Here is a 20,134-nt window from a genome sequence, read left to right as displayed (position 1 = left end):
CTTTAAATTAGGGGGAAAAAGTATGTTAAAAAATAGTGCTAACCAATTACCTTCTAACACAGAAAAAGTTGTAAAAGAATTAATAGATATTTACTGGTCAGATATCTATAACTCTCAAGTGATTGAGAAAACTATTGAGGCCGCTGCCAACTTACCTATACCGCAAACCATACAGAAATTTATAAACTCTATGGATTGTATAGTTAAGTCAGAAATTAAGGTATCTCCTATGTACGTTATTGAACCGTATGGAGAGGCATTGGAAAAATTAAACCCTGGTTATTATTCTGAAAAACGTAGAGTTTTTTATCAAGAGGATATGGACTTTATCATTTAAATACAGGAAAAAAGGCAAGGTTCTTTTGTTGGAACCTTGCTTTTTTATTACAGGGGTAGCGTCAGGAAAATGCGGATTTACAACGTTAAGGAAACCAAAATATAAAAAGTCTAATTTCTCGGTGTTATAAGTGAAAAATTAGGCTTTAGTTACTTCATTAAAGCGCCTGATTGTTGAAGACTAAAGTTTATATTCACCAAGAAAATTGATGTGCTCTTATCCTAACAAATTTTATTTAGGACTTACATGTATGCCTTCACTCTCTCGCCAATCTGCGTAAAGTATACGCTTTAAATTATCATATCCATTGGTAGTTAATTGGTTATCTAACCACTGTTGATCAAATCCGAGTTTATGTAAATTATCCCATAAAATTTCCCCATCTATAATTAACGATGTTGGGAGGTCTACTGGACTTTCTGGAAGATTGAGATCTTGCTTGTCTGGTTTTTGATACTTGGATTTTAATAATAAACTTATTTGCCCATTAGCTTCCAATATACCGTATTTGACTTCGCGAACTGAAAAGACATTATTTTGACGGAGTATACTCAATACTTGATTTACATCCAATTTGTTCTTTGTAAGTAACTTTCTGTCCATAACACCATCTCGAATGATGATGTTAGGATTGCCTAATAAGAGAGAACGTGTCGATTTATTTTTTAGAGTCATAAACTCTATTCCCAACATAAGAAACGTCCACAATCCGATGGCATATAAAAAATGAAAAATCCCTACCTTATCTTCATAAATGGTATTTCCTAAAAAATCTCCAAGTACTAACACAAAAACTAAGTGAAACGAGGTTAACTGATAGATGGATGTTCTGCCTGTTATGATAATGATAAAAAATAAAGTTGCAAAACCAACGATGACTTTGATCGTCAGTAAACCAATATTAACTTCTTCCAAAGTTTTTTCCTCCAATTTAAATTTTACTTAGTTGTAAGATCTTGAGGTTTAGATAAAGAGGCTAGTTTTAGTATTAAAGCTCGAGTTACAATTCCAACAATGATGTAATATATGAATGAATATCTGTATCTCCACTCTAAATAATTAACAAGTTTGACCCACTCGCAAAAGGGTTCACCTATATAGGCATATGTTAGTGCCATAATGATCTGGGCTAAAATAAAAGATTTCCATGTTCTAAAATATTGATATAACAACATGTAAGCTACAGGTACCATTGAAAAATCAAAAGGAAAGGCCCTAGGAATAAAAGGTAGGAATGCAATGGGGTAATCCCAAAAACTGTATTGTGCACCAACTACATCTAATAAGGTTGTTGTCAAGATAATTATGGTACCAAATAACAAAATTTCTAAAATAATGTCTCGTTTAACAAGTTTAGCCCATATAACCCAAGGCACAACTAAAAAAACGACTAGTATCCACCATTCCCAAGTTAAAAACTCATTTTTTAGCCAACCATTTAATTCTAAATGATAGAGCTTATCTTCTAATAAACGTATTTCCTTAAGATTTTCAAATATATTATCTATTGATATCACCTCTATATTTAAATGAAAAGGTAACAGATATTTTTGAATTCAAACTCTTTGAGCTGCCTTTTTAGTATTACCGTTTTTTAGTAATGAATTTCCATCGTAAATAAGAAAAAACCCATGTTGGAAGTTCTTATAATACACGGGTTTTCGACTTTTTTTCAAATAAGTCAGAAATATATTAAAAACAAAGTTAAATCTAGATTTAAGATAGAACAATAAAAACAGGATACATCAACTTATAATAATGGAGAAAGCAGACGAGCACCTTGTTCAACAATGCGCTCGGTCAGGGATCGTTGCAACAAGTCTTCAATTCTTAATGGTACAGAATCAGTAAGATCCCTCTCGAACTGCTCTGTGAGTTCCCTTGCCACATCAGCACTGTACACGACTTGACACACCTCATAATTCAGGCGAAAACTTCTCATATCATAGTTTGCTGCGCCTACTTCTGCAATTTCCTCATCAATGATCATCAGTTTCGCATGTAACATTCCTTTATTGTACTGGTAGATTTGGACCCCAGCTTCTATAAGTTCCCCGTAATAGGTACGACTTGCATAGCCCACGCTTTTTTGATCAATGTGGCGAGGAACCAGCAATCTTACGTGCACACCACGAGCCACAGCTGTCTTTAATGCCATGATAATATCTGTTTCTGGTACAAAGTAGGGTGTTGTTATATCAATAGTTTTGGTCGCCTGTGTTATACATATAAAGTAAGCTTGACGAATAACTGGGGTAGGAATTCCAGGGTTTCCTTCCAACGTATGGATGTACGCTTTTTGCAATTCTCCTGTCTTTGTTTGGGTATTGTCTGTTTTACCTTCTATAGGCCATAACTCAGATCCTAATTCGGCAGACCATCTTGAAAGATCTATGCTGCCGGTTGGATTGATTTCCTTTGATTTATATTTTGGGATTTTAGTGGCCTTTTTCGTTGCCTCAGATTTTGTTTTTGACTTTATCCGTTCTGGTACAGCGATATTCCAATGAACGTCGAAGATAGTCTGCAAGTCGCCTGTTGCTTCCCCTATAATTTGCAAATGAGTGTCCCTCCAAAATCCTACGTCTGGCTTTAATCCTGTATATTCATACCCAACGTTCATACCGCCAGTAAAGGATTCCTTTCTGTCAATCGTCACAATCTTACAATGATCCCGATAATTCCAATTGGACAAAATCCAGGGAAAACTTAAAGGAAATATTGTCCGACATTCTATCCCTGCTTCCACCATCTGAAGAATTTTTTGACGCGGAAATTTTTTACTCCCCCAACCATCTCTAATAAAACGAACCCGCACTCCATTTACTGCTTTTTCGACCAGCAGTTCTGTGATGCGATTACCAATTTGGTCGTTCCGATAGATGAAATATTCCAGATCAATGGTTTTTTGGGCTTTTTGTAGGGATTCGATAAGTTGTTCATATTTTGCTATTCCATTGTTTAGTACTTGGACTTTGCCGACTCGAAGCCCGCCTACAGTAAAATACCTTAAAGCATCGGCGATGATCGATGCTGAATCACTATATGTATCAGGTAACTTATCAGACTCATTATGAGAAGAGGTCAATCTTTTACGATGAATAAGCTTGGGATTTGATATGCTAAGATATAGTAAGAAACCAATGACAGGCAAAACAAGGACGATTACTATCCAATTCAAAGCTTTGGCTGGCCGACGAACTTCCCAAATTGCTATGAATAACATAAAGAACGTATTTAACAGGTATAGATAAAAAATCCACTCCAACTAAAATTCCCTCCTTAGTTTTTCCATTATCATGTACAAACAATGTACATCATGTAGAAGTTTTATAACAACGAAAAGCAACGGTTTCAAAAAGGGATTATTGCCTTTTGCTTTGGGCATCTTCCAATCCATTCTTTACATTAATTAAGCCACTACCAAATTCGTGATCAGTTCCAGGGATTCCTAAATCATAAGTAGAATTCTTAATAATGTCTATTACTTCTTGGTTCGTTAAATTAGGGTTTACTGAAAGCAAGAGGCCAGCAAGTCCTGCCACATGAGGCGAAGCCATAGAAGTACCTGATAAAGCTGCATACTGCTGGTTAAAATAGGTGCTCGAAATTTGAACTCCGGGAGCTGCAACATCGATATAATCTCCATAATTTGAGAAAGGGGCACGTTGTCCGGTGTAACTTACGGCGGCGACACTTAGAACCTTAGAAAAAGCAGCTGGATAGCTCGGCTGCATAGTATTTTCATTTCCTGCTGCAGCAATCAAGACAACATTTTTACTGTATGCATAATCGATTGCCCCTTTTAAAAGGGAAGAATGCTGATAATTGCCTAAACTCATATTAATGACATCGGCTCCATGATCCACTGCCCAAAAAATCCCTTTTGCTATATCAAAGGTCGTCCCATGCCCTTCGGCACCCATTGCTTTTATAGGCATTATTTTGTTATACCAAGTGATGCCTGCAACACCTTCATGGTTGTTTGTTTCCGATGCAATGATTCCTGCTACATGGGTGCCATGCCCGTTGTCATCATCAGGGAAATTATTATTCAACAGTACATTATAACCATTTGTAATTCGTCTTCTCAAATCAGGATGGTCCAGATCAACGCCAGTGTCTATAACAGCAATAATGATATGTTCATCCCCTTTGGTGATATCCCAGCCTGCTTCTGCTTGAATTGCCGATAAGTTCCATTGGTATTGTTCTCTATATAGCAAATCATTAGGAAGTCCAATTTGATTTTGCAGATAAAGATAATTGGGTTCAGCAAATTCAACCATAGCCTGTCTGTTAAAATATTCAATAAGTTCCTTGGTCGAAAGCGTATTAGAACGAAAAACAATCGTAGAATTTAGCTTTTTAATGATAGTGCCATTTATCTCCTGTGTTATCCTTTTTATTTCCTTTGTTGAGGGAAGAGTCTTGAATGTAACGTTTACTTCTTTCTTAATATAATGACTCTCAGTTTTTTCATTGTGTTTAATTAGAAAAACGGAAGGATCATTTTTTAATTGATTCTTGATGGTTTGACCCATGGAAAGGCTGTTTATTTGAAGAACATTTTTTTCGTTTTCAACATTTTGGACATTGGTTATAGTGGGATTAAATTTGTTTTCGACAGCAACTGTTTTATTTTCGGGATTCTCTTTGTTTCTTGTATTTGGTACTATGAATAATAACCCTATGGATAGAAGAATAAGTACGGATACAGTAACCAATAAGGACTTTCGTAATTTTGTCATGAGACACCTCTATAAATTTATTATTAGAAAATGTTGCAATATAAGTATTAAATTTCTTATTAACATCCTTGAATCTTGATACATAAAGAACACCGTTTGAGAACAAACGGTGTATAAACTTATTCATCAATAGTATCTGGATCTGTTGCGTCTTCAGGATCTTCAATTGATTCTTCTGTATCAGGGGTGACATTATGTTCATCAATAGTATCTGGATCTGTTGCGTCGATTGGATCTTCAATTGGTTCTTCTGTATCAGGGGTGACATTATGTTGATCAATAGTATCTGAATCTGTTGCGTCGATAGGATCTTCAATTGGTTCCTCTGTCCCTGGAGTTACATCCTCCGGTGGTGGATTATTATCGTCATCTCCATTATTACACCCTAATAACAAGAAAATTGAAAGAAAAACCGTTGATAAAAGTTTCATCCACTTAAGATTCATCTTACCGCCGCCCTTTCGATTGTTGTAAATTCTAAATTATTTTCTAGGTTGGTTAACAACTAACCAACCTTTTGTCTCGCATAACTATTGTTGTTTTACCTTGAGTTTATTCTTCTTGAACACGTGTTCTTTTATTGTATTACATTACCTCTATATGGATCTTGACTTTGCATGTAGTTAGAAAATTGCTGAACCGATTGTTGAATAGTTTGTGGAGTTTCTTTTTCCAAACCGTACCATCCGTTTTTAAACATTAAGTTATATAGATTGCGGTGACAGTCGTCTGTTTCTTGGGAAACAGACGCTATTGTACGATACAACGATTCATGGCTAGCTTCTTTTAATGCAGTCGAGTATGAGGAAGATATATATTTTTCCGTAGTTAAGGCATCGTTTAGAAAATCTCTATCGTTCATTTGCGGCGTCTTAGGGACTGGTGTTTCAGGATTTTTAATCCTGTTTGGAGTATTATTTTCCACTATAGTTTCCTCCTTATTGATTCATATTTTGTGAAGGTTGAGTTACATACTGTTGCATCTGTTGAAGCAGCTGTTGATAGTGTCGATCATGCATTTGTCCAGCTTGTTCAAGTGCTGCTCTTACTTCGGGATTTTGACATTGTTGAGCGAAAAAATGCATTTTCTTCATCGCAAGTAAATTCCAGCTTAACATATCGTTTACATAGAGATGATCCTTTGTTGACATTATTTCAGGCGGTTGTGTCATTAAAGCTTGTGCTTGTTGATTATTCATACCCGTCTGCATTTGTTGCATGATGTTTCCTCCTTGTTAACAATGTTGTAATCACTTGGGTAGATTGCCACACAGCGGTCAAAAATATGCAGGTATTTTAGATTAGTTTTAAAGACCCCCCCACCTTTAGATAGCCACAAATACTCCCCACCTATACGCAGGTGGGGAGTATTTGTGGCTAAACTAAATATTAATTTATCCTATTCCAGATTCTGTCTAGGTCCAAGGCAACATATATTTTATCACCATTAATTTCCTTATGTATAATAGGATTGGAAAAATACTGATTTATATTTTTATTAAATTGCTTACACCTTGCTCGTGGTTTTGGTCCATATAAATCGTTTCAGGATAGTCCTTATACATACTCCGTCTACCTCTTTTTTAATTTTATGAAAAATACAAACTGCATCAATACTCCATTTCTAAATAAGCATACCAGTCTTGCTTCTCGAAAAGGAAAATCCCCCTCGAATTGTAAAACAATTGTACTTTAATCAGCTTTTACAAAAGTACAACCGTCAAATTTACCCTATTCTCTCTTCCTTGATTTTTTTTGCCAAGAGTATTTTTTCCGAAAATAATAAAAATATAATTCGAATTTTAAAAACTTTGTATGAATAAATATTTCTATCTTCAAACATTCTAAGAAAGGTTTCAAAAAAAATAATAGGAGGTGTTATTCATGACAGTCATAAATGACGTTAAAACAGCTTTAGCCGGATTAAAAAGCGCTCAAGCTAGCTTTGAAACATTTGCTCTTAGTACAGATAATGAACAAGCGAAGCAGCTTTACCAAGATGCTGCTAAACAAACCCAATCTGTTTTACAAAGCGTTGAACCACGCGTTCAACAAATCGAACAAGAAGAACCACAATATGCTCATGACGGAAACCAAGCTTCCCAAGGCAGTACGCAAGTGTCACAAGGTCAATACGGTACTGAGTTCGCAAGCCAAAATAATGCACAACAAGTAAGACAAAAAAACCAACATGCCCAGTCTTAAAAAATAAATAACTGAATCACACGTTTGTACAATTCTGAAGCTTTATGTCGCCAAAAATTTTTATGTGTTGATTCATTTGTTACCAATAAAAACATCCTTAGATAGATTAGAGGGGAGTTAAGACTCGCTCCCTTACTAAAATTTTTTTAAAAAATAAAAAGGAGCAATTGTTATGCGATTACCCGAAGACTTCAAAAGAGCTAGGCATAAAAAAGAAGAAGGGTTAAGTTTAGATCAATGCTTTTCACATCCCATTATACATAGGGAGATACGTGGGGATAAAGTATTCGTACCATTAGATTTAAAGAGAATTTGGAATCAAATATAGCAACCGTTTGGATTAAACGGATATTTTATTTATTAAGAGAAAAAGGATATTAATTTAGTTTTCAAACCTTACTTCATAATATTATTTTTAGATAAAAAATATGGATTACATTTGAACTATAAAGAAAACCATTTTTCATCATTCTAACAAAGGTTATTAAAAACATTAAAGGAGTCGTTATTCAATGACAGTAATAAATGATGTTAAGACAGCTGTAGCGGGATTGAAAAGTGCGCAGGCTAGCTTTGAAACATTTGCTCTTGGTACGGAAAATGAACAAGCTAAGCAGCTTTACCAAGATGCTGCTAAACAAACCCAATCCGTTCTAAAAAGCCTTGAACCTCGCGTTAAACAAATCGAACAAGAAGAACCTCAATACAAACAACAATAATTAAAAGACAAAAAAAGGTTGGTCGAGTAAACCAACCTTTTTACTCTCTCAATAATGGATGAAACACAGAGGTGATTATTCATGATATATAAAATAAAACAATTAAAGATCGGTCTTTTAGTATTAACGGTTATCGGAATAGGATCAGGATGTAACGAAAGCCAGAATCAGTTGGGTGAAAATAATAACGATTTGAGTATTTCACAGGTACATACAAGCTTTCTTTTTCGATTCTTAACACGTTTTTTCATTGACATCAACAAACTTTATAAACACATATAAACACAATGAGACCCCTCACAACATCGTGGGTGGTTTTTTTGCCTTCATTTTTAATTCTCTTGGGTGTATTGTGTCAAAAAGGTGAAGGTTGGATTGGTAGGGGTGAATTAGCAAACAGCGAACCCGGTGGATATACGCTTGGTTATATGGTCTCTCCAAATATCTTTACTGGTTAATAAATCCTACTGCCAATAGAAAAGAAAATTTGGACAGTTTTTAATTTAATATCAGTCACCATGAAGATTCCGAACTTATTGTCGTAAAACGGGATGACCCCCGGTTTGACAATATTAAAGAGTTCATTGGATACGTATAAATGTCAACGATAATATGTACACTTTTGCTCGTTTTAGAATGTACAATTCTGCTATTCGGACTTTGGTATTATCCCCCAGCCTTTCTGTTTCTTTTGCTGGGGGGAGGTTTTGTTAATCTAAAAAGGATTAATCCCTAGTCTTAACTCTAAATTTTCTTTCTCCTTTTTTAAGGCTCATACCTCACTTTGAAGATCATTAATTTCTTCTAATAATCTTGCGATTTTAGTTTGATCATCTATTCCTTCTTCATAGGGGGTTCCTTTCCATCTACACCATTCATTAAAGTCGTAAAGGTCATCTTCACAAACTTGTTCGCTTAAATTTTCTCTTCTGGAAGCAGTATTCAACCATTCCGCAATGAGTTCCTCATTACATTTAATTCCGTATGAACGAAAGAACTTCGTAGTTTTTGTTAATGCCAATTCACTCATCTTATTTATCTCCTTGTTTAGTGTTTTCTTTATTAAAATGGTCTTTCAGGCGATAGGAATCTCCGATAATATTCACCACTGTCGCGTGATGAAGAACACGGTCTAAGATGGCATTGGCAATTTTGGGATCCTGGAATATATCTCCCCATGTTTTAAAGCTAGCGTTTGTGGTTAAAATGGTGCTTTTTTGTTCATATCTCATATCTATTAACTGAAAAAACAACTTGGCATCTTCTGCATCAATAGGCAAGTAACCAATCTCGTCAATGATGAGAAGTTTGTATTTCGCATAATGTTTTAGTCTGTTTTCCAATCGGTTTTCAAGTTTTGCTCTTTTTAAATTCAGAATCAAATCATTACACTTAATAAAATACGTACTTGTCCTTTTCTTAGCTGCTGCGATTCCAATAGCCGTTGCTAAATGAGTTTTTCCTACACCACTTGTTCCTAAAAAGACAATATTTTCTTTTTGCTCAATAAACCTTAAGGTGGTGAAATCCAAAATCTGCTGCTTATTAATCGATGGCTGGAAATCAAAATCAAAGTCTTTTACTTCCTTGAAATGTGGAAATGCGCCAACTTTCACCATTGATTTCACCATGTTTACTTCTTTCATATCGATTTCGTAATCCGTAAGTTTGATTAACGTATCCGTAAATGACAATTGATTATTCGTCATAAAATCAATCGTTTCATCAAGATGGATCATCATCTGCTTTAACTTTAAGTATTCTAGATTCTGTACCAGTTTGTTATAACTGCTATTCATTTTTATACACCTCATTAATTGCCTCTAAATTTCTTTTAGCCAGTTCTTCTATATTGGAGGAAGAAGGCAAGCCTCTCGCCAAATTCTCAACGTAATGTTCTGGTTTGTAATTTATTTTCAAATGGCTAATAGAATGTTGAGCAACTAATTCCGTGTTATAATAGATAAAAATATGGTTATCATATACTTGTAAACTTAACGTTTTCCCAATGTATCCAGGTGGGACTGAATACTGGTTGGATTTGAAAGTGATCATATTTGATGTGTTCACTTTCACGAGTATATGGTCAATTTTATAGAAATCTCTTATTCTTTCATGTGGTAGTGGAGATAAGAGGTTTCTTTCTTTTTTTAGTGCCAGTATTGGTATTTTCCCAGTTCCTTGGTGGTAGCTATTGTTGATTCGATTACATAATTTTTGTACAAAATGATGAAGCTCCTCATAATCAAACTTTCCTTGATAGGCATGGATTTCATCAAGTATTTTCATCGGAGCCTCTACCTTAGCTTTTGTCCTCGGCCTTCCGGCTATGCAAGGCCACACTTCAAATCCCATATCTTTAGAGAATTGAAAGAATCGTTCATTTACTCTTCCTTTTTGATACTCTGTTCGAGGCTCGTCCATGATCGTTTTCATATTGTCAGTCAAGATCGTTTTAGGAACTCCTCCAAATGCTTCGAAACTTTCCGTAAGGAAAGACAGTAATACACTTTGAGACTTTGAGACTTTGATATTGATAAGTTGAATGTTCGAAACCTGGAATAGGCAAGTAAGAGCACGCACACATTCACATAAAGGATTTCTCCATCTTTTGTGATATATCGAATATTTTCTTTCCAATCTAATTGCGCTTGTTCAGCTGGCGGAGTCTCAAAACGTATCACTTCATTATTTGAACGCTTACGCTTCTCCGATTCGAAATAACTTTGAAACTCCGCTTTACTTGATATGTAATTTCTAAAAGTTGATTGCCCACACTCCAACCCATGATTATCTTTCAAATATTGCCATAATACTCGTTTGTAATAAAATTTTTGATTGGATTCTTCTGAAAGAAGTAACGTGATGATTTCGTAATAGTTATCTATTTTGGAAGTTCGATTCCGAATATTTTTCGGCTTATACCCCTGTAGATATTTATCAACCGTCCTCCGATCAACTCCCATATCTCGAGCCAATTTACTTTTATTGATTTTCATTTTTAAATTCTCCATCAATAATTTAAGTTTTGGTAAATCTACAAGACTGTTAATTTCGATATCTGTATTTACTTTGATTTGCATATGCACAATATTCACCCCAAGAATATTATGCAGCGCAATGAGCAAACTGTACATTCTTAAACAGTCATTTATGTACACTCTTAAATTAGCATTTATAGATACGCAAAGGAAACGAGTTAGCTGTGTAGATTTATAAGGTAACAACTAACATACGAGATTGACTGCTTATTAAACGGCTATTTAAAAAGGTTTGAGAATTGTAGAAGCTCTATCGCTCTTTATAGAGGACTTTATTTTTGATCATAAAAATGGACACCAATTCAGTTGAAATAGATAGAGGGGAGTTAATCAACTAGGTTTTGTTTGATGATTACCTTTATGAATTCTCAGATAAGCCTTTACAAATAGGATTTGTAAGGTACCCCGAATCAAGTGCAGCCGCCTCGACTTTCAGGTTAAATCTCTCTATTTGCCGATCAAGTCTAGAAAAGGATTAATATAGGGAGGGGAAATCGTTTTAAGATTAGTCGCTAATATCAAATGTGTTAATGTTTAGTGAATGGTCGGTATCTCTAACAGAAGCGTAAAATATATCTTTAATTTGATGATATCCCTTTGCCTTTTGTGATAAGAGCCATAATTTAATATTTGATTAAAACACGATTTTAAAAACCTATCCAAAAAAGAAACTGGCTTACAGTGAATCTTTGGTGCAAAGTTTGCCAATTCCTTCTTTATCATACCTTCTAATGAGTATTATAAACACTTTTTTCCCTGTATTCTTATGTAGAGATATTGATTCTTTTTAGTTTGAAACAATTATGTATCCAATTTTTTTTATCAATTCTATTAGATAGCATACTAATATTTACTTTCTGTTTTTTGTTGTCTTGCCTTCCAGAATATAAAAGAATTTTTCCCTTTCACATCTCCAACTTTTAATTTGACAATGTCACCTACCTGTAATTCTGTATTAATCCCCATCAAATATAGCTATACATCTCTTTCGCCCAATCTCGGATTTTTGGTTTCCTTTTGTCTCCCAGTTTAATCCCAAGTTTTATTTCTTCAATGTCCTTTTTTGGTTTTAACGTTAAACGTTGAAAGGATTTCCTTTTTTGTTTTGTTGTCATTTTTTCACCTTCTAAAATGTATGAAAAATTTGATGTTTAATAACAAAACAGTTCCTTTTTATGTATTAGACAAACCTTAATACGGCGACAAATGCATGCGTTTATCTTTGTTATTACATTTTCAATGTTAAATACCCATAAATAGGATGATTAAGAGGGAGAAACTCTTAAAACTTTGGGATAATATCCGAAAAATGGGAAAAATATTAGTCCTTTCAGGAAATACAATCATCTTATTTTATAAAGGTAGGGGTGTAAAAGAAATTGAAGTTGAGAAAAGAAAAAATGAAAAGTTATAAGAGCTATTGCTGTCAACGAGAAATAGAAGAAATGATGGGGATATGGAAAAGGGGTTATTATCGAAAAAATGGAGCTATACGTCAAAAATAATTTAGATTTAAATTTCCCAAAAATCATTGAATAAAAAATTCTCCATAAAGCAAAATAAAAGAGTAAAAAAAAAATTCAAGGAGGAAATTATCATGACAGTAATAAATGACGTTAAAACAGCTCTAGCAGGATTGAAAAGTGCTCAAGCAAGTTTTGAAACATTTGCTCTTGGTACAGATAATCAACAAGCTAAGCAACTTTACCAAGATGCAGCTAAGCAAACCCAATCCGTTGTAGACAGCATTGAACCACGTGTTCAACAAATCGAACAAGAAGAACCTCAATACAAACAACAGTAATTAGTAAGGCGAAAAAAGGTTGGCCTCTTAACCAACCTTTTTTCAGCTGTTCAAATAATGGAAAAACATGGAGGTGATTTTTTTGAAAGATAAAATAACCACATTGAAAAACCTACTTTTTATTATAATGGTCATTGGTTTCGCATCAGGATGTAATGGTAATCAAAATGAATTTATTCAAGGTAATAGTACTTTTGGTATTTCACAAGTACATACAAGTAAGCCAATTGATCAATCCGTTGCCAATCATGCGAAAGAAAAGATAATTGCCAAGGAAGATATTACAGACGTAAAAGCTGTGAATACTGATAAAGAGCTTATGGCAGCGATTAAAGTTGAGAATTTTGATCGATTTCGATTAAAGAGTATCGAGAAGTCAGTAAAATCCGACTTAGAAAAAAAATATCCCGACTATAAAGTTTTTGTTTCGACTGATAAAAAAATATTCTGGGAGCTTGAAAAGGTCGAGCAAAGACTGAAAAAAAACGATATGAATAAGAAGAACTTAAAAAATGATTTGAACAAACTGAAAAGTCTTATGAAGGAACAAACCTAAAGAGGAAGGATCGAGTTATGTCTAACAATCAAAAGAAACAACTTACTCCTGTGCAACAGGAATATCAAAAATTGCAAAAACAACGAGAGATCAAAAGACCGGTTGTTAAAAATTGTATTAAGGCCTTTTTAACCGGTGGACTTATTTGTTTGATTGGTCAGCTTATTTCAGACTTTTACATTTATTATTTCGATTTTACTGAGCAAACGGCCGGAAATCCGACGGTGGGTACGTTAATTTTTATTACAATGCTTCTTACTGGTTTTGGCGTATATGATCGAATGGCCCAATTTGGTGGGGCTGGAACAGCTGTACCTGTAACAGGTTTTGGCAATGCGGTTATATCGCCTGCCATTGAGCATCGAACCGAAGGATTTGTACTGGGCGTAGGTGGCAACATGTTTAAATTAGCGGGGGCGGTTATTTTATTTGGTGTTTTTTCTGCTTTTGTCATTGCCTTAATTAAAACCACTTTAATCCAGTGGGGTGGTTTATAATGCTAGCAGGTCATCGTACATGGATCTTCGAACAAAAGCCTGTCATTATCTCCACTGGAACCGTTGGTGGACCATTTGAAGCCAATGGTGCTATCCCAGATGATTTCGATACTCTTCATGCTGATTTATGGCTTGGGCAGGATTCCTATGAGAAAGCACATAAAATCCTTTTTGAAGAGGCTTGCCAAAAAGCCATGGAAAAAGGGGGCATACAAAAGGATCAAGTTCAATTTATCCTAGCTGGGGACTTAATCAATCAAATCACCCCAACAAGTTTCGCTAGCAGAACGATTGGAGCGCCTTATTTTGGCTTATTCGGTGCTTGCTCTACCTCGATGGAAGGACTGGCTCTAGGTGCTTATATTGTAAATACAAAAGGAGCGAAATATTTGTTAACAGGAGCTTCCAGTCATGATACAGCTGTTGAAAAACAATTTCGGTATCCAACTGAGTATGGTGGACAAAAGCCACCTACGGCACAATGGACGGTTACTGGTGCAGGTGCAGCCCTATTAAGTGATTCTGGGGAAGGACCTCATGTCACATCTGCCACAATTGGTCGTGTAATCGATATGGGATTGACAGATCCATTTAACATGGGAGGAGCTATGGCGCCAGCTGCGGTTGATACCATTGAAGCCCATTTAAAGGAACGAAATGTTGAGCCATCTTATTACGATTTAATTGTAACCGGTGACCTTGGCCAAATCGGACAGGAAGTGTCCATGGATCTATTTAAAAAGCATGGAACTCCTATTAGTGAAGAACAATACCAAGATTGTGGCCTTATGATTTATCGGGAAGGACAACCCGTTCTTGCAGGGGCAAGCGGTGCAGGCTGTTCAGCAACGGTAGTTTATGGGCATTTATTAAACCGCATGAAAAATGGTGAATTTAAACGAATGTTAGTTGTGGCTACAGGTGCTTTGCTTTCACCGTTGTCCTTTCAGCAAAATGAAACAATTCCTTGTATCGCCCATGCAGTGTCAATTGAATACGGAGGTGAACAATTAACATGATCTATTTTTGGGCTTTTGTCGTAGGCGGTTTAATTTGTATCATTGGGCAAATTATGTTTGATGTATTTAAATTGACACCAGGTCATACCTTAAGTGCTCTTGTAGTGATTGGGGCGCTTTTAGATGGATTTGGACTATACGAGCCTTTGATTGATTTTGCTGGGGCAGGGGCTACCGTTCCGATTACAAGTTTTGGGAATTCGCTTGTTCATGGTGCGATGCAGGAAGCAGAAAAACATGGGTTAGTTGGTGTACTGACAGGAATGTTTGAAGTAACTAGTTCTGGTATTTCAGCTTCCATTGTTTTCGGCATGATAGGAGCTTTAATTTTTAAGCCAAAAGGATAAGGAGAATTAGGATGACAGTAGGATCAGATGTTAAACAGTGTTTTGCCAGTCTAAAAGGGGTAGAAGCAAGTCTCTCAAGTTTAGCATTACGGACTCTTGATGATGAATCGAAGCGAACTTTGCATGAGGCTATGATGGTAGTACACGAAGTAACAAAAGATTTAAAAAAAAGAGTAGGAGAACTAGAAGGAGAGGAACTTCAGTACAAAGGTTTCTAGAAAAACTATATTTACAGGGGGTGTAAGCAGTGCCTGAATGGTTAGATATAGCTGTACGCTCAGCATTATTTGTTGCTGTTTTATTTTTCATTACAAAATGGTTAGGGAAAAAGCAAATTTCCGAACTATCTTTCTTTGAATATGTCACCGGTATTTCTATTGGGAGTATTGGTGCAGAAGTGGCTATGGGACTTGAGCGGAACATTTTTCACGGAATTATTGGAATTGTCATTTTTGCGGCTATTCCCTTTTTCGCTGGTTTAATTTCATTAAAAAGTAAACGTTTTCGCAATTTTATAGAAGGAAAAGCAACTGTATTTATCAAAGATGGGAAGATTATGGAAGATAATTTAAAAAAGGAAAGATATACGACAGATGAACTGTTAGATCTCCTTCGCAGGAAGGATGTCTTTCAAGTCTCTGATGTAGAATTTGCTGTTTTAGAGGCAACAGGTGATTTATCTGTGATGCTAAAGAAAGAAAATCAACCTTTAACAGCAAAGGATATAAACTTGAAGGTTGCTTCAATCAAGGAGCCTCAGACCATTATTATGGATGGTACAATAATGGATGAACCACTAGCCACGATTGGACGAAGTCGGGCTTGGCTACAAACTGAATTAGAAAAACTAGGGGTAACGATTGAAAATGTATTTCTGGGACAGGTTAATTCTTACGGAGAGTTAACGATTGATCTGTTTGACGATAAATTACAAGTCGCACCCCCACAAGAAAGACCCTTAATTCTTTCAACCTTGAAAAAATGTCAAGCAGACTTAGAACTATTTGCTCTTGGAACGGAATCAAAAGAGGCCAAACAAATGTATAGGTTAAACAGTGAAAAATTACAAGAAGCCATTGATAAAGTGACCCCTATTTTAAAAGGATAAGGATTTAGCTTAGATTCATACATGACGAAAAAAAGATACCATTTTTAATTGAAATAAGTTTAAAAACCTTAGTCCAATTTCGGACTAAGGTGAATTTTTTTACGAGGTGTTAGAAGTGTCTATTTTTTTAGTTAAAGTTATTTTTATCTATATTGTGTTTATTGTAGCAGTAAATATTTTAGGGAAATCAGCTCTAGCCCAACTTACCCCTCATGATTTTGGAGCGATTCTTTTTTTATCTTAATCGAAATTTAAAGGAAAGTAGATATCCTTTACCTGAGCTGTTGTCTAATTTAAGAACATCAGGATATCCGGATATTCACGATATTGAATATGCGATTTTGGAAGCAACAGGTGAAATTAGCATTTTTCCAAGAAAAGAATTAGTTCCTATTACTCCAAAAGATTTACATATGAAAGTGGAATACCGCGGATTACCCATAGCCGTTGTCATTGAAGGGAAAGTGCAAAAGCGTAAATTAAAATTTATCAACAAAAATGAAAAGTGGTTAAAGGAAGAACTAAAGGCAAAGGGATATCTTCAAATCAAAGATATTTTTTATGCTGCTGTTAGAGATACCGATCATTCATTAACCATTAACAAAAAAGATGTTAACGACTAATTTTAAGACGATTTCCTCCCAATATAAATTAATGTTTTCTCTTATTTACTCCTTATTGCATTTACCACTTTCATTTTCCAAATTTATAAAAAATTATACCTATATTTAGGAATTTACCAGATGGTAATTTTCAAAATCACTAAGTCTCTAGTTAGGACAGTGCCCAGATCATTACGCCTTTCGTGATGTCAGAACTTTCCCAACCTTAATTCTCTTTTTTTCGTTCTTAATATCTTATACAAGTTCTTATAAAGGTAGTCCATAATATATAACAGACAATCCCTTCATATTCCATACGTATACTGGTTACATAGTTTGTACATGTTAAGAGAAACAGAAGGAGGGATTCCAGTTGGAGTGGATTTTTTATCTATACCTGTTAAATATGTTCTTTATCTTATTCATAGCAATTTGGTAAGTTCGTCGGCCTGCCAAGGCTTTGAATTGGATAATAATCGTCCTTTTTTTACCTGTCATTGGTTTCTGGCTATATCTTAGCATATCAAACCCTAAGTTTATTCATCGAAAAAGATTGACCTGTTCTAAAAATGAATCTAACAAATTACCTGAGACATTCGGTGCTTCAGCATCGGTAATTGCCAATGCTTTACGGCATTTCACTGTGAATGGGCTTCGAATGGGCCAAGTCCAAGTGTTTAACAATGGGATAGCAAAATATGATCAACTCCTTGTATCCCTGCAAAAAGCCCAAGAAACAATTGATCTGGAATATTTCATATATCGGAATGACCAAATTGGTAATCGAATCACAGAACTGCTAATCGAAAAAGCATTAAATGGAGTGCAGGTTCGTTTTATGAGAGATAGCTTGGGGAGTTATAAATTCCCGCGTGAAAAAATCCGGCAGATGGTTGAAGCAGGGATAGAATGCAGGACAATATTTCCTCTGCGATTTCCCTGGATTTTGTCCAATTGGAATTATCGGGATCATTGTAAGATGGCCATAATCGACGGAAAGGTAGCTTTTAATGGTGGCATTAACATAGGATATGAATATACAGGATTGAAGCCTGACGTTGGCTTCTGGCGGGATACTCATTTGCAAGTCATAGGAGAAGCATCATCCGATTTGCAGACTGTTTTTGATGTTCATTGGGAAATCGCTGTGCCGGAAAGGATAAAATCAAAAACAAATTTGAAAACAAAATCAGAGGTAACGAAAATCAATTCAATCGGCAGAGCAGATCATTCCAAATGGTCAGCCGAATTGGGATCAGAGTTGAGCACCCTTGATGAAAAAGAAATGGACATATCCGCAAAAACTAGGACATTGCATAAAGCGTATATCCATACGTTGGAAGGAAACCCTGGAATTCCTACCCCAGTCATTCGGCAAGCTTACTTTATATGTATAACACAGGCGACCAAGACTATTGATTTAACAACACCCTATTTTGTACCAGAAACGGATATTATCATGGCATTAAAGACAGCAGTAGCTCGTGGTGTCCGTGTAAGATTGCTGGTTCCTCGCCACAATAATCAAAAAATCGTGGGCCTTGCAAGCCGTACTTATTACGGAGAACTTATAGAAACTGGAGTCGAAATCTACCAGTACGATAAAGGAATGATACATGCAAAAGTGTTGATCATCGATGAGGAAATTGCAGAAGTAGGCTCAGCAAACTATGATATGAGAAGTTTTCGCCTGCATTATGAGGTGTGTCAAGTTTTATACAGTGCTGATGTGGCGAGGGAACTCACTGAGCAGTTCCAACGAGATCTTACTGATTCTGTACCATTAAAAATTGAAGACTTGCTGCAACGATCCCTGACTGAGCGCATAGTTGAACAGGGTGCTCGCGTGCTTTCTCCATTATTATAAGTTGAAAAAACCCGTATTTTTTATCTTTCTGATTTTAATTTAGCTTACATGTTGTAATATAAATATTTTAAAACATGAGGGATTTTTGAAATCGAGTGAAATATAAAATGGAGGAATAAACTTTGGGTGAAATTTTTTTGGGTTTACTGACAATCAAAGTCATAGTAGGTTTTGTCACCTTATTTTTTATCATTATCATAACAGGCAGAACATCCATCTATCAGTTAACCCCGTTTCACTTAGTTTTTGTATTAGTGCTTGGAGATTTTTTAGGAAATACCATTTATGAAAATAAGGTAGGGATTTTTCACTTTTTATATGCCATCGGATTGTGGACGCTTCTCATGTTGGGGATAGAGTTCTTGACTCTAAAAAATAAATCGACACGTTCTCTCTTATTGGGCGATCCTAACATCATTATTCGGGATGGTATAATGGATAGAAAGTTACTTAAAAAGAACAAATTGGATGTAAATCAAGTATTAAGTATACTTCGACAAAATCAGGTTTTTTCTGTTCGCGAAGTCAAATACGGTATATTGGAAGCTAATGGGCAAATCAGTATATTATTACAATCGAAGTATCAAAAACCAGACATGCAAGATCTCAGTCTTCTAGAAAGTCCAGTATACCTCCCAATAAGGGAGAATCCATGAATGCCTTGGCACGAGCTATTTTCTTCGGAAAACAGGGAGAACTTAGAGAAAGAGCATTACAAGATCATTTACAGCGTGCCAGCTCATTAAATCTAATTATTAATGCCATCAGCATTTGGAATACCGTGTATTTATCACAAGCAATTGAACATTTTAAAAATATAGGAAAATATCAAGAGGAATTGCTTCCTCACATATCACCATTGGGATGGGAACACATAAACTTTCTCGGAGAATATTCATTTATACCTGAGATTTTGAACTCGATACATGCCCTGCGTCCACTTAGGATATAAAAAAGCCTGGTTTTTCTGCTTAACGTAGAAAAATCAGGCTTTTACCTTCTAAAAAATTCCTTAGCGTATTATATCTGCGTTTAGTCGGCAGTACCCCTTTATGGTTTCATCCATGGCAATGCTGTTTATTTGAAGAACATTTTTTTCGCTTTCAACATTTTGGACTCTGGTTATAGGGGTATTAAATCTGTTTTTGACAGCTACAGTTTCATTTTCGTGATTCTCTGTGTTTCTTGTATTTTGTACTAAAAATAGTAACCCTATGGATAAAAGAATAAGTATGGAAACGGTAACCAATAAGGCCCTTGGTATTTTTCTAATGAGACACC

General features: G+C 35.4%; 22 protein-coding genes and 4 pseudogenes. 15 read left to right on the top strand and 11 right to left on the bottom strand.

Going from position 1 to position 20,134, the window contains the following annotated elements:
• The coding region (locus M3205_RS18085) for a hypothetical protein (RefSeq protein WP_251171175.1) at positions 1–337 on the top strand (337 nt) is incomplete at its 5' end.
• Between the two features lie 231 nt (positions 338–568).
• On the opposite strand, the gene M3205_RS18080 is transcribed toward M3205_RS18085, so the two are convergent.
• The 7 genes from M3205_RS18080 to M3205_RS18050 form a co-directional block, all read right to left on the bottom strand.
• Positions 569–1,252 carry a DUF421 domain-containing protein gene (locus M3205_RS18080; protein WP_159868096.1) on the bottom strand — a complete coding sequence of 228 codons (684 nt, stop codon included), beginning with the start codon at positions 1,250–1,252 and terminating at the stop codon, positions 569–571.
• 23 nt (positions 1,253–1,275) lie between these two features.
• Positions 1,276–1,854, bottom strand: a complete 579-nt coding sequence (locus M3205_RS18075; protein WP_009336498.1) for a CBO0543 family protein — start codon at positions 1,852–1,854, stop codon at positions 1,276–1,278.
• 233 nt (positions 1,855–2,087) lie between these two features.
• Positions 2,088–3,605: a phospholipase D-like domain-containing protein gene (locus M3205_RS18070; protein WP_251171174.1), complete on the bottom strand. Its 1,518-nt coding sequence runs from the start codon at positions 3,603–3,605 to the stop codon at positions 2,088–2,090.
• A gap of 97 nt (positions 3,606–3,702) precedes the next feature.
• On the bottom strand, positions 3,703–5,088 hold the full coding sequence (locus M3205_RS18065) for a S8 family peptidase (protein WP_251171173.1): 1,386 nt from the start codon (positions 5,086–5,088) through the stop codon (positions 3,703–3,705).
• A 119-nt stretch (positions 5,089–5,207) separates the two neighbouring features.
• Entirely contained in the window at positions 5,208–5,534 is a 327-nt protein-coding gene (locus M3205_RS18060) for a hypothetical protein (protein WP_009336493.1), read from the bottom strand.
• A gap of 131 nt (positions 5,535–5,665) precedes the next feature.
• Positions 5,666–6,013, bottom strand: coding sequence for a spore coat protein (locus tag M3205_RS18055; RefSeq protein ID WP_175502156.1), 348 nt, complete (start codon positions 6,011–6,013; stop codon positions 5,666–5,668).
• 13 nt (positions 6,014–6,026) lie between these two features.
• On the bottom strand, positions 6,027–6,299 hold the full coding sequence (locus tag M3205_RS18050) for a hypothetical protein (protein WP_034298115.1): 273 nt from the start codon (positions 6,297–6,299) through the stop codon (positions 6,027–6,029).
• 673 nt (positions 6,300–6,972) lie between these two features.
• On the opposite strand from M3205_RS18050, the gene M3205_RS25675 reads away from it, so the two are divergent.
• Both M3205_RS25675 and M3205_RS18035 read left to right on the top strand, forming a co-directional pair.
• Positions 6,973–7,293, top strand: a complete 321-nt coding sequence (locus tag M3205_RS25675; RefSeq protein WP_082804588.1) for a gamma-type small acid-soluble spore protein — start codon at positions 6,973–6,975, stop codon at positions 7,291–7,293.
• A 512-nt stretch (positions 7,294–7,805) separates the two neighbouring features.
• Positions 7,806–8,012 carry a DUF1657 domain-containing protein gene (locus M3205_RS18035; RefSeq protein WP_061794396.1) on the top strand — a complete coding sequence of 69 codons (207 nt, stop codon included), beginning with the start codon at positions 7,806–7,808 and terminating at the stop codon, positions 8,010–8,012.
• Positions 8,013–8,784: 772 nt separating this feature from the next.
• Here the strand turns inward: M3205_RS18035 and M3205_RS18030 are convergent.
• From M3205_RS18030 to istA, 3 genes and pseudogenes are all read right to left on the bottom strand, one after another.
• Positions 8,785–9,042: a hypothetical protein gene (locus tag M3205_RS18030; protein ID WP_251171172.1), complete on the bottom strand. Its 258-nt coding sequence runs from the start codon at positions 9,040–9,042 to the stop codon at positions 8,785–8,787.
• A gap of 1 nt (position 9,043) precedes the next feature.
• Positions 9,044–9,811 (bottom strand): IS21-like element helper ATPase IstB, encoded by a 768-nt coding sequence (gene istB / locus M3205_RS18025; protein WP_243300517.1) that lies wholly within the window; start codon positions 9,809–9,811, stop codon positions 9,044–9,046.
• Positions 9,804–11,101, bottom strand: a pseudogene (gene istA, locus M3205_RS18020) (IS21 family transposase). Before istA ends, istB begins: the two are co-directional and overlap by 8 nt.
• 125 nt (positions 11,102–11,226) lie before the next feature.
• On the opposite strand from istA, the pseudogene M3205_RS18015 reads away from it, so the two are divergent.
• Positions 11,227–11,388: pseudogene (locus M3205_RS18015) on the top strand (tyrosine-type recombinase/integrase); the annotation flags it as partial.
• Positions 11,389–12,018: 630 nt separating this feature from the next.
• On the opposite strand, the gene M3205_RS18005 reads toward M3205_RS18015, so the two are convergent.
• A complete protein-coding gene (locus M3205_RS18005) occupies positions 12,019–12,168 on the bottom strand; it encodes a hypothetical protein (protein ID WP_201306578.1) in 150 nt (49 codons plus the stop codon).
• A 482-nt stretch (positions 12,169–12,650) separates the two neighbouring features.
• Here M3205_RS18005 and M3205_RS18000 point away from each other — a divergent pair, with 482 nt between their 5' ends.
• The 11 genes and pseudogenes from M3205_RS18000 to M3205_RS17950 all read left to right on the top strand — a co-directional run.
• On the top strand, positions 12,651–12,857 hold the full coding sequence (locus tag M3205_RS18000) for a DUF1657 domain-containing protein (protein WP_009336488.1): 207 nt from the start codon (positions 12,651–12,653) through the stop codon (positions 12,855–12,857).
• An 82-nt stretch (positions 12,858–12,939) separates the two neighbouring features.
• Positions 12,940–13,413: a YhcN/YlaJ family sporulation lipoprotein gene (locus tag M3205_RS17995; RefSeq protein WP_009336487.1), complete on the top strand. Its 474-nt coding sequence runs from the start codon at positions 12,940–12,942 to the stop codon at positions 13,411–13,413.
• Between the two features lie 17 nt (positions 13,414–13,430).
• On the top strand, positions 13,431–13,910 hold the full coding sequence (gene spoVAC, locus M3205_RS17990; RefSeq protein WP_009336486.1) for a stage V sporulation protein AC: 480 nt from the start codon (positions 13,431–13,433) through the stop codon (positions 13,908–13,910).
• Positions 13,910–14,929: a stage V sporulation protein AD gene (gene spoVAD / locus M3205_RS17985; RefSeq protein ID WP_013352386.1), complete on the top strand. Its 1,020-nt coding sequence runs from the start codon at positions 13,910–13,912 to the stop codon at positions 14,927–14,929. The genes spoVAC and spoVAD overlap by 1 nt, the downstream gene beginning before the upstream one ends.
• Positions 14,926–15,276: a stage V sporulation protein AE gene (spoVAE, locus tag M3205_RS17980; protein WP_009336484.1), complete on the top strand. Its 351-nt coding sequence runs from the start codon at positions 14,926–14,928 to the stop codon at positions 15,274–15,276. The genes spoVAD and spoVAE overlap by 4 nt, the downstream gene beginning before the upstream one ends.
• A gap of 11 nt (positions 15,277–15,287) precedes the next feature.
• Positions 15,288–15,494, top strand: a complete 207-nt coding sequence (locus M3205_RS17975) for a DUF1657 domain-containing protein (protein WP_009336483.1) — start codon at positions 15,288–15,290, stop codon at positions 15,492–15,494.
• A 29-nt stretch (positions 15,495–15,523) separates the two neighbouring features.
• Positions 15,524–16,384 carry a DUF421 domain-containing protein gene (locus tag M3205_RS17970; protein WP_159868078.1) on the top strand — a complete coding sequence of 287 codons (861 nt, stop codon included), beginning with the start codon at positions 15,524–15,526 and terminating at the stop codon, positions 16,382–16,384.
• A gap of 115 nt (positions 16,385–16,499) precedes the next feature.
• Positions 16,500–17,007: pseudogene (locus tag M3205_RS17965) on the top strand (DUF421 domain-containing protein).
• Between the two features lie 439 nt (positions 17,008–17,446).
• Entirely contained in the window at positions 17,447–18,853 is a 1,407-nt protein-coding gene (locus M3205_RS17960) for a phospholipase D-like domain-containing protein (RefSeq protein WP_251171170.1), read from the top strand.
• 122 nt (positions 18,854–18,975) lie between these two features.
• A complete protein-coding gene (locus M3205_RS25945) occupies positions 18,976–19,509 on the top strand; it encodes a DUF421 domain-containing protein (RefSeq protein WP_341040619.1) in 534 nt (177 codons plus the stop codon).
• Positions 19,491–19,805, top strand: a pseudogene (locus tag M3205_RS17950) (Tn3 family transposase); the annotation flags it as partial. The gene M3205_RS25945 and the pseudogene M3205_RS17950, both read left to right, overlap by 19 nt.
• Between the last annotated feature and the right edge of the window lie 329 nt (positions 19,806–20,134).

The sequence above is a fragment of the Cytobacillus firmus genome (genome assembly GCF_023715565.1).
Taxonomy (GTDB): Bacteria; Bacillota; Bacilli; order Bacillales; family Cytobacillaceae; genus Cytobacillus; species Cytobacillus firmus_C.
This window is presented reverse-complemented; position numbering and strand designations above follow the sequence as displayed.

Coding starts and splice junctions, on each gene's coding strand:
- istB (WP_243300517.1), bottom strand. CDS start 9,811: ATGAATAGCAGTTATAACAAACTGGTACAGAATCTAGAATACTTAAAG.
- M3205_RS25675 (WP_082804588.1), top strand. CDS start 6,973: ATGACAGTCATAAATGACGTTAAAACAGCTTTAGCCGGATTAAAAAGC.
- M3205_RS18060 (WP_009336493.1), bottom strand. CDS start 5,534: ATGAATCTTAAGTGGATGAAACTTTTATCAACGGTTTTTCTTTCAATT.
- spoVAD (WP_013352386.1), top strand. CDS start 13,910: ATGCTAGCAGGTCATCGTACATGGATCTTCGAACAAAAGCCTGTCATT.
- M3205_RS18005 (WP_201306578.1), bottom strand. CDS start 12,168: ATGACAACAAAACAAAAAAGGAAATCCTTTCAACGTTTAACGTTAAAA.
- M3205_RS18050 (WP_034298115.1), bottom strand. CDS start 6,299: ATGCAGACGGGTATGAATAATCAACAAGCACAAGCTTTAATGACACAA.
- M3205_RS18000 (WP_009336488.1), top strand. CDS start 12,651: ATGACAGTAATAAATGACGTTAAAACAGCTCTAGCAGGATTGAAAAGT.
- M3205_RS17975 (WP_009336483.1), top strand. CDS start 15,288: ATGACAGTAGGATCAGATGTTAAACAGTGTTTTGCCAGTCTAAAAGGG.
- M3205_RS18030 (WP_251171172.1), bottom strand. CDS start 9,042: ATGAGTGAATTGGCATTAACAAAAACTACGAAGTTCTTTCGTTCATAC.
- M3205_RS18065 (WP_251171173.1), bottom strand. CDS start 5,088: ATGACAAAATTACGAAAGTCCTTATTGGTTACTGTATCCGTACTTATT.
- spoVAC (WP_009336486.1), top strand. CDS start 13,431: ATGTCTAACAATCAAAAGAAACAACTTACTCCTGTGCAACAGGAATAT.
- spoVAE (WP_009336484.1), top strand. CDS start 14,926: ATGATCTATTTTTGGGCTTTTGTCGTAGGCGGTTTAATTTGTATCATT.
- M3205_RS18035 (WP_061794396.1), top strand. CDS start 7,806: ATGACAGTAATAAATGATGTTAAGACAGCTGTAGCGGGATTGAAAAGT.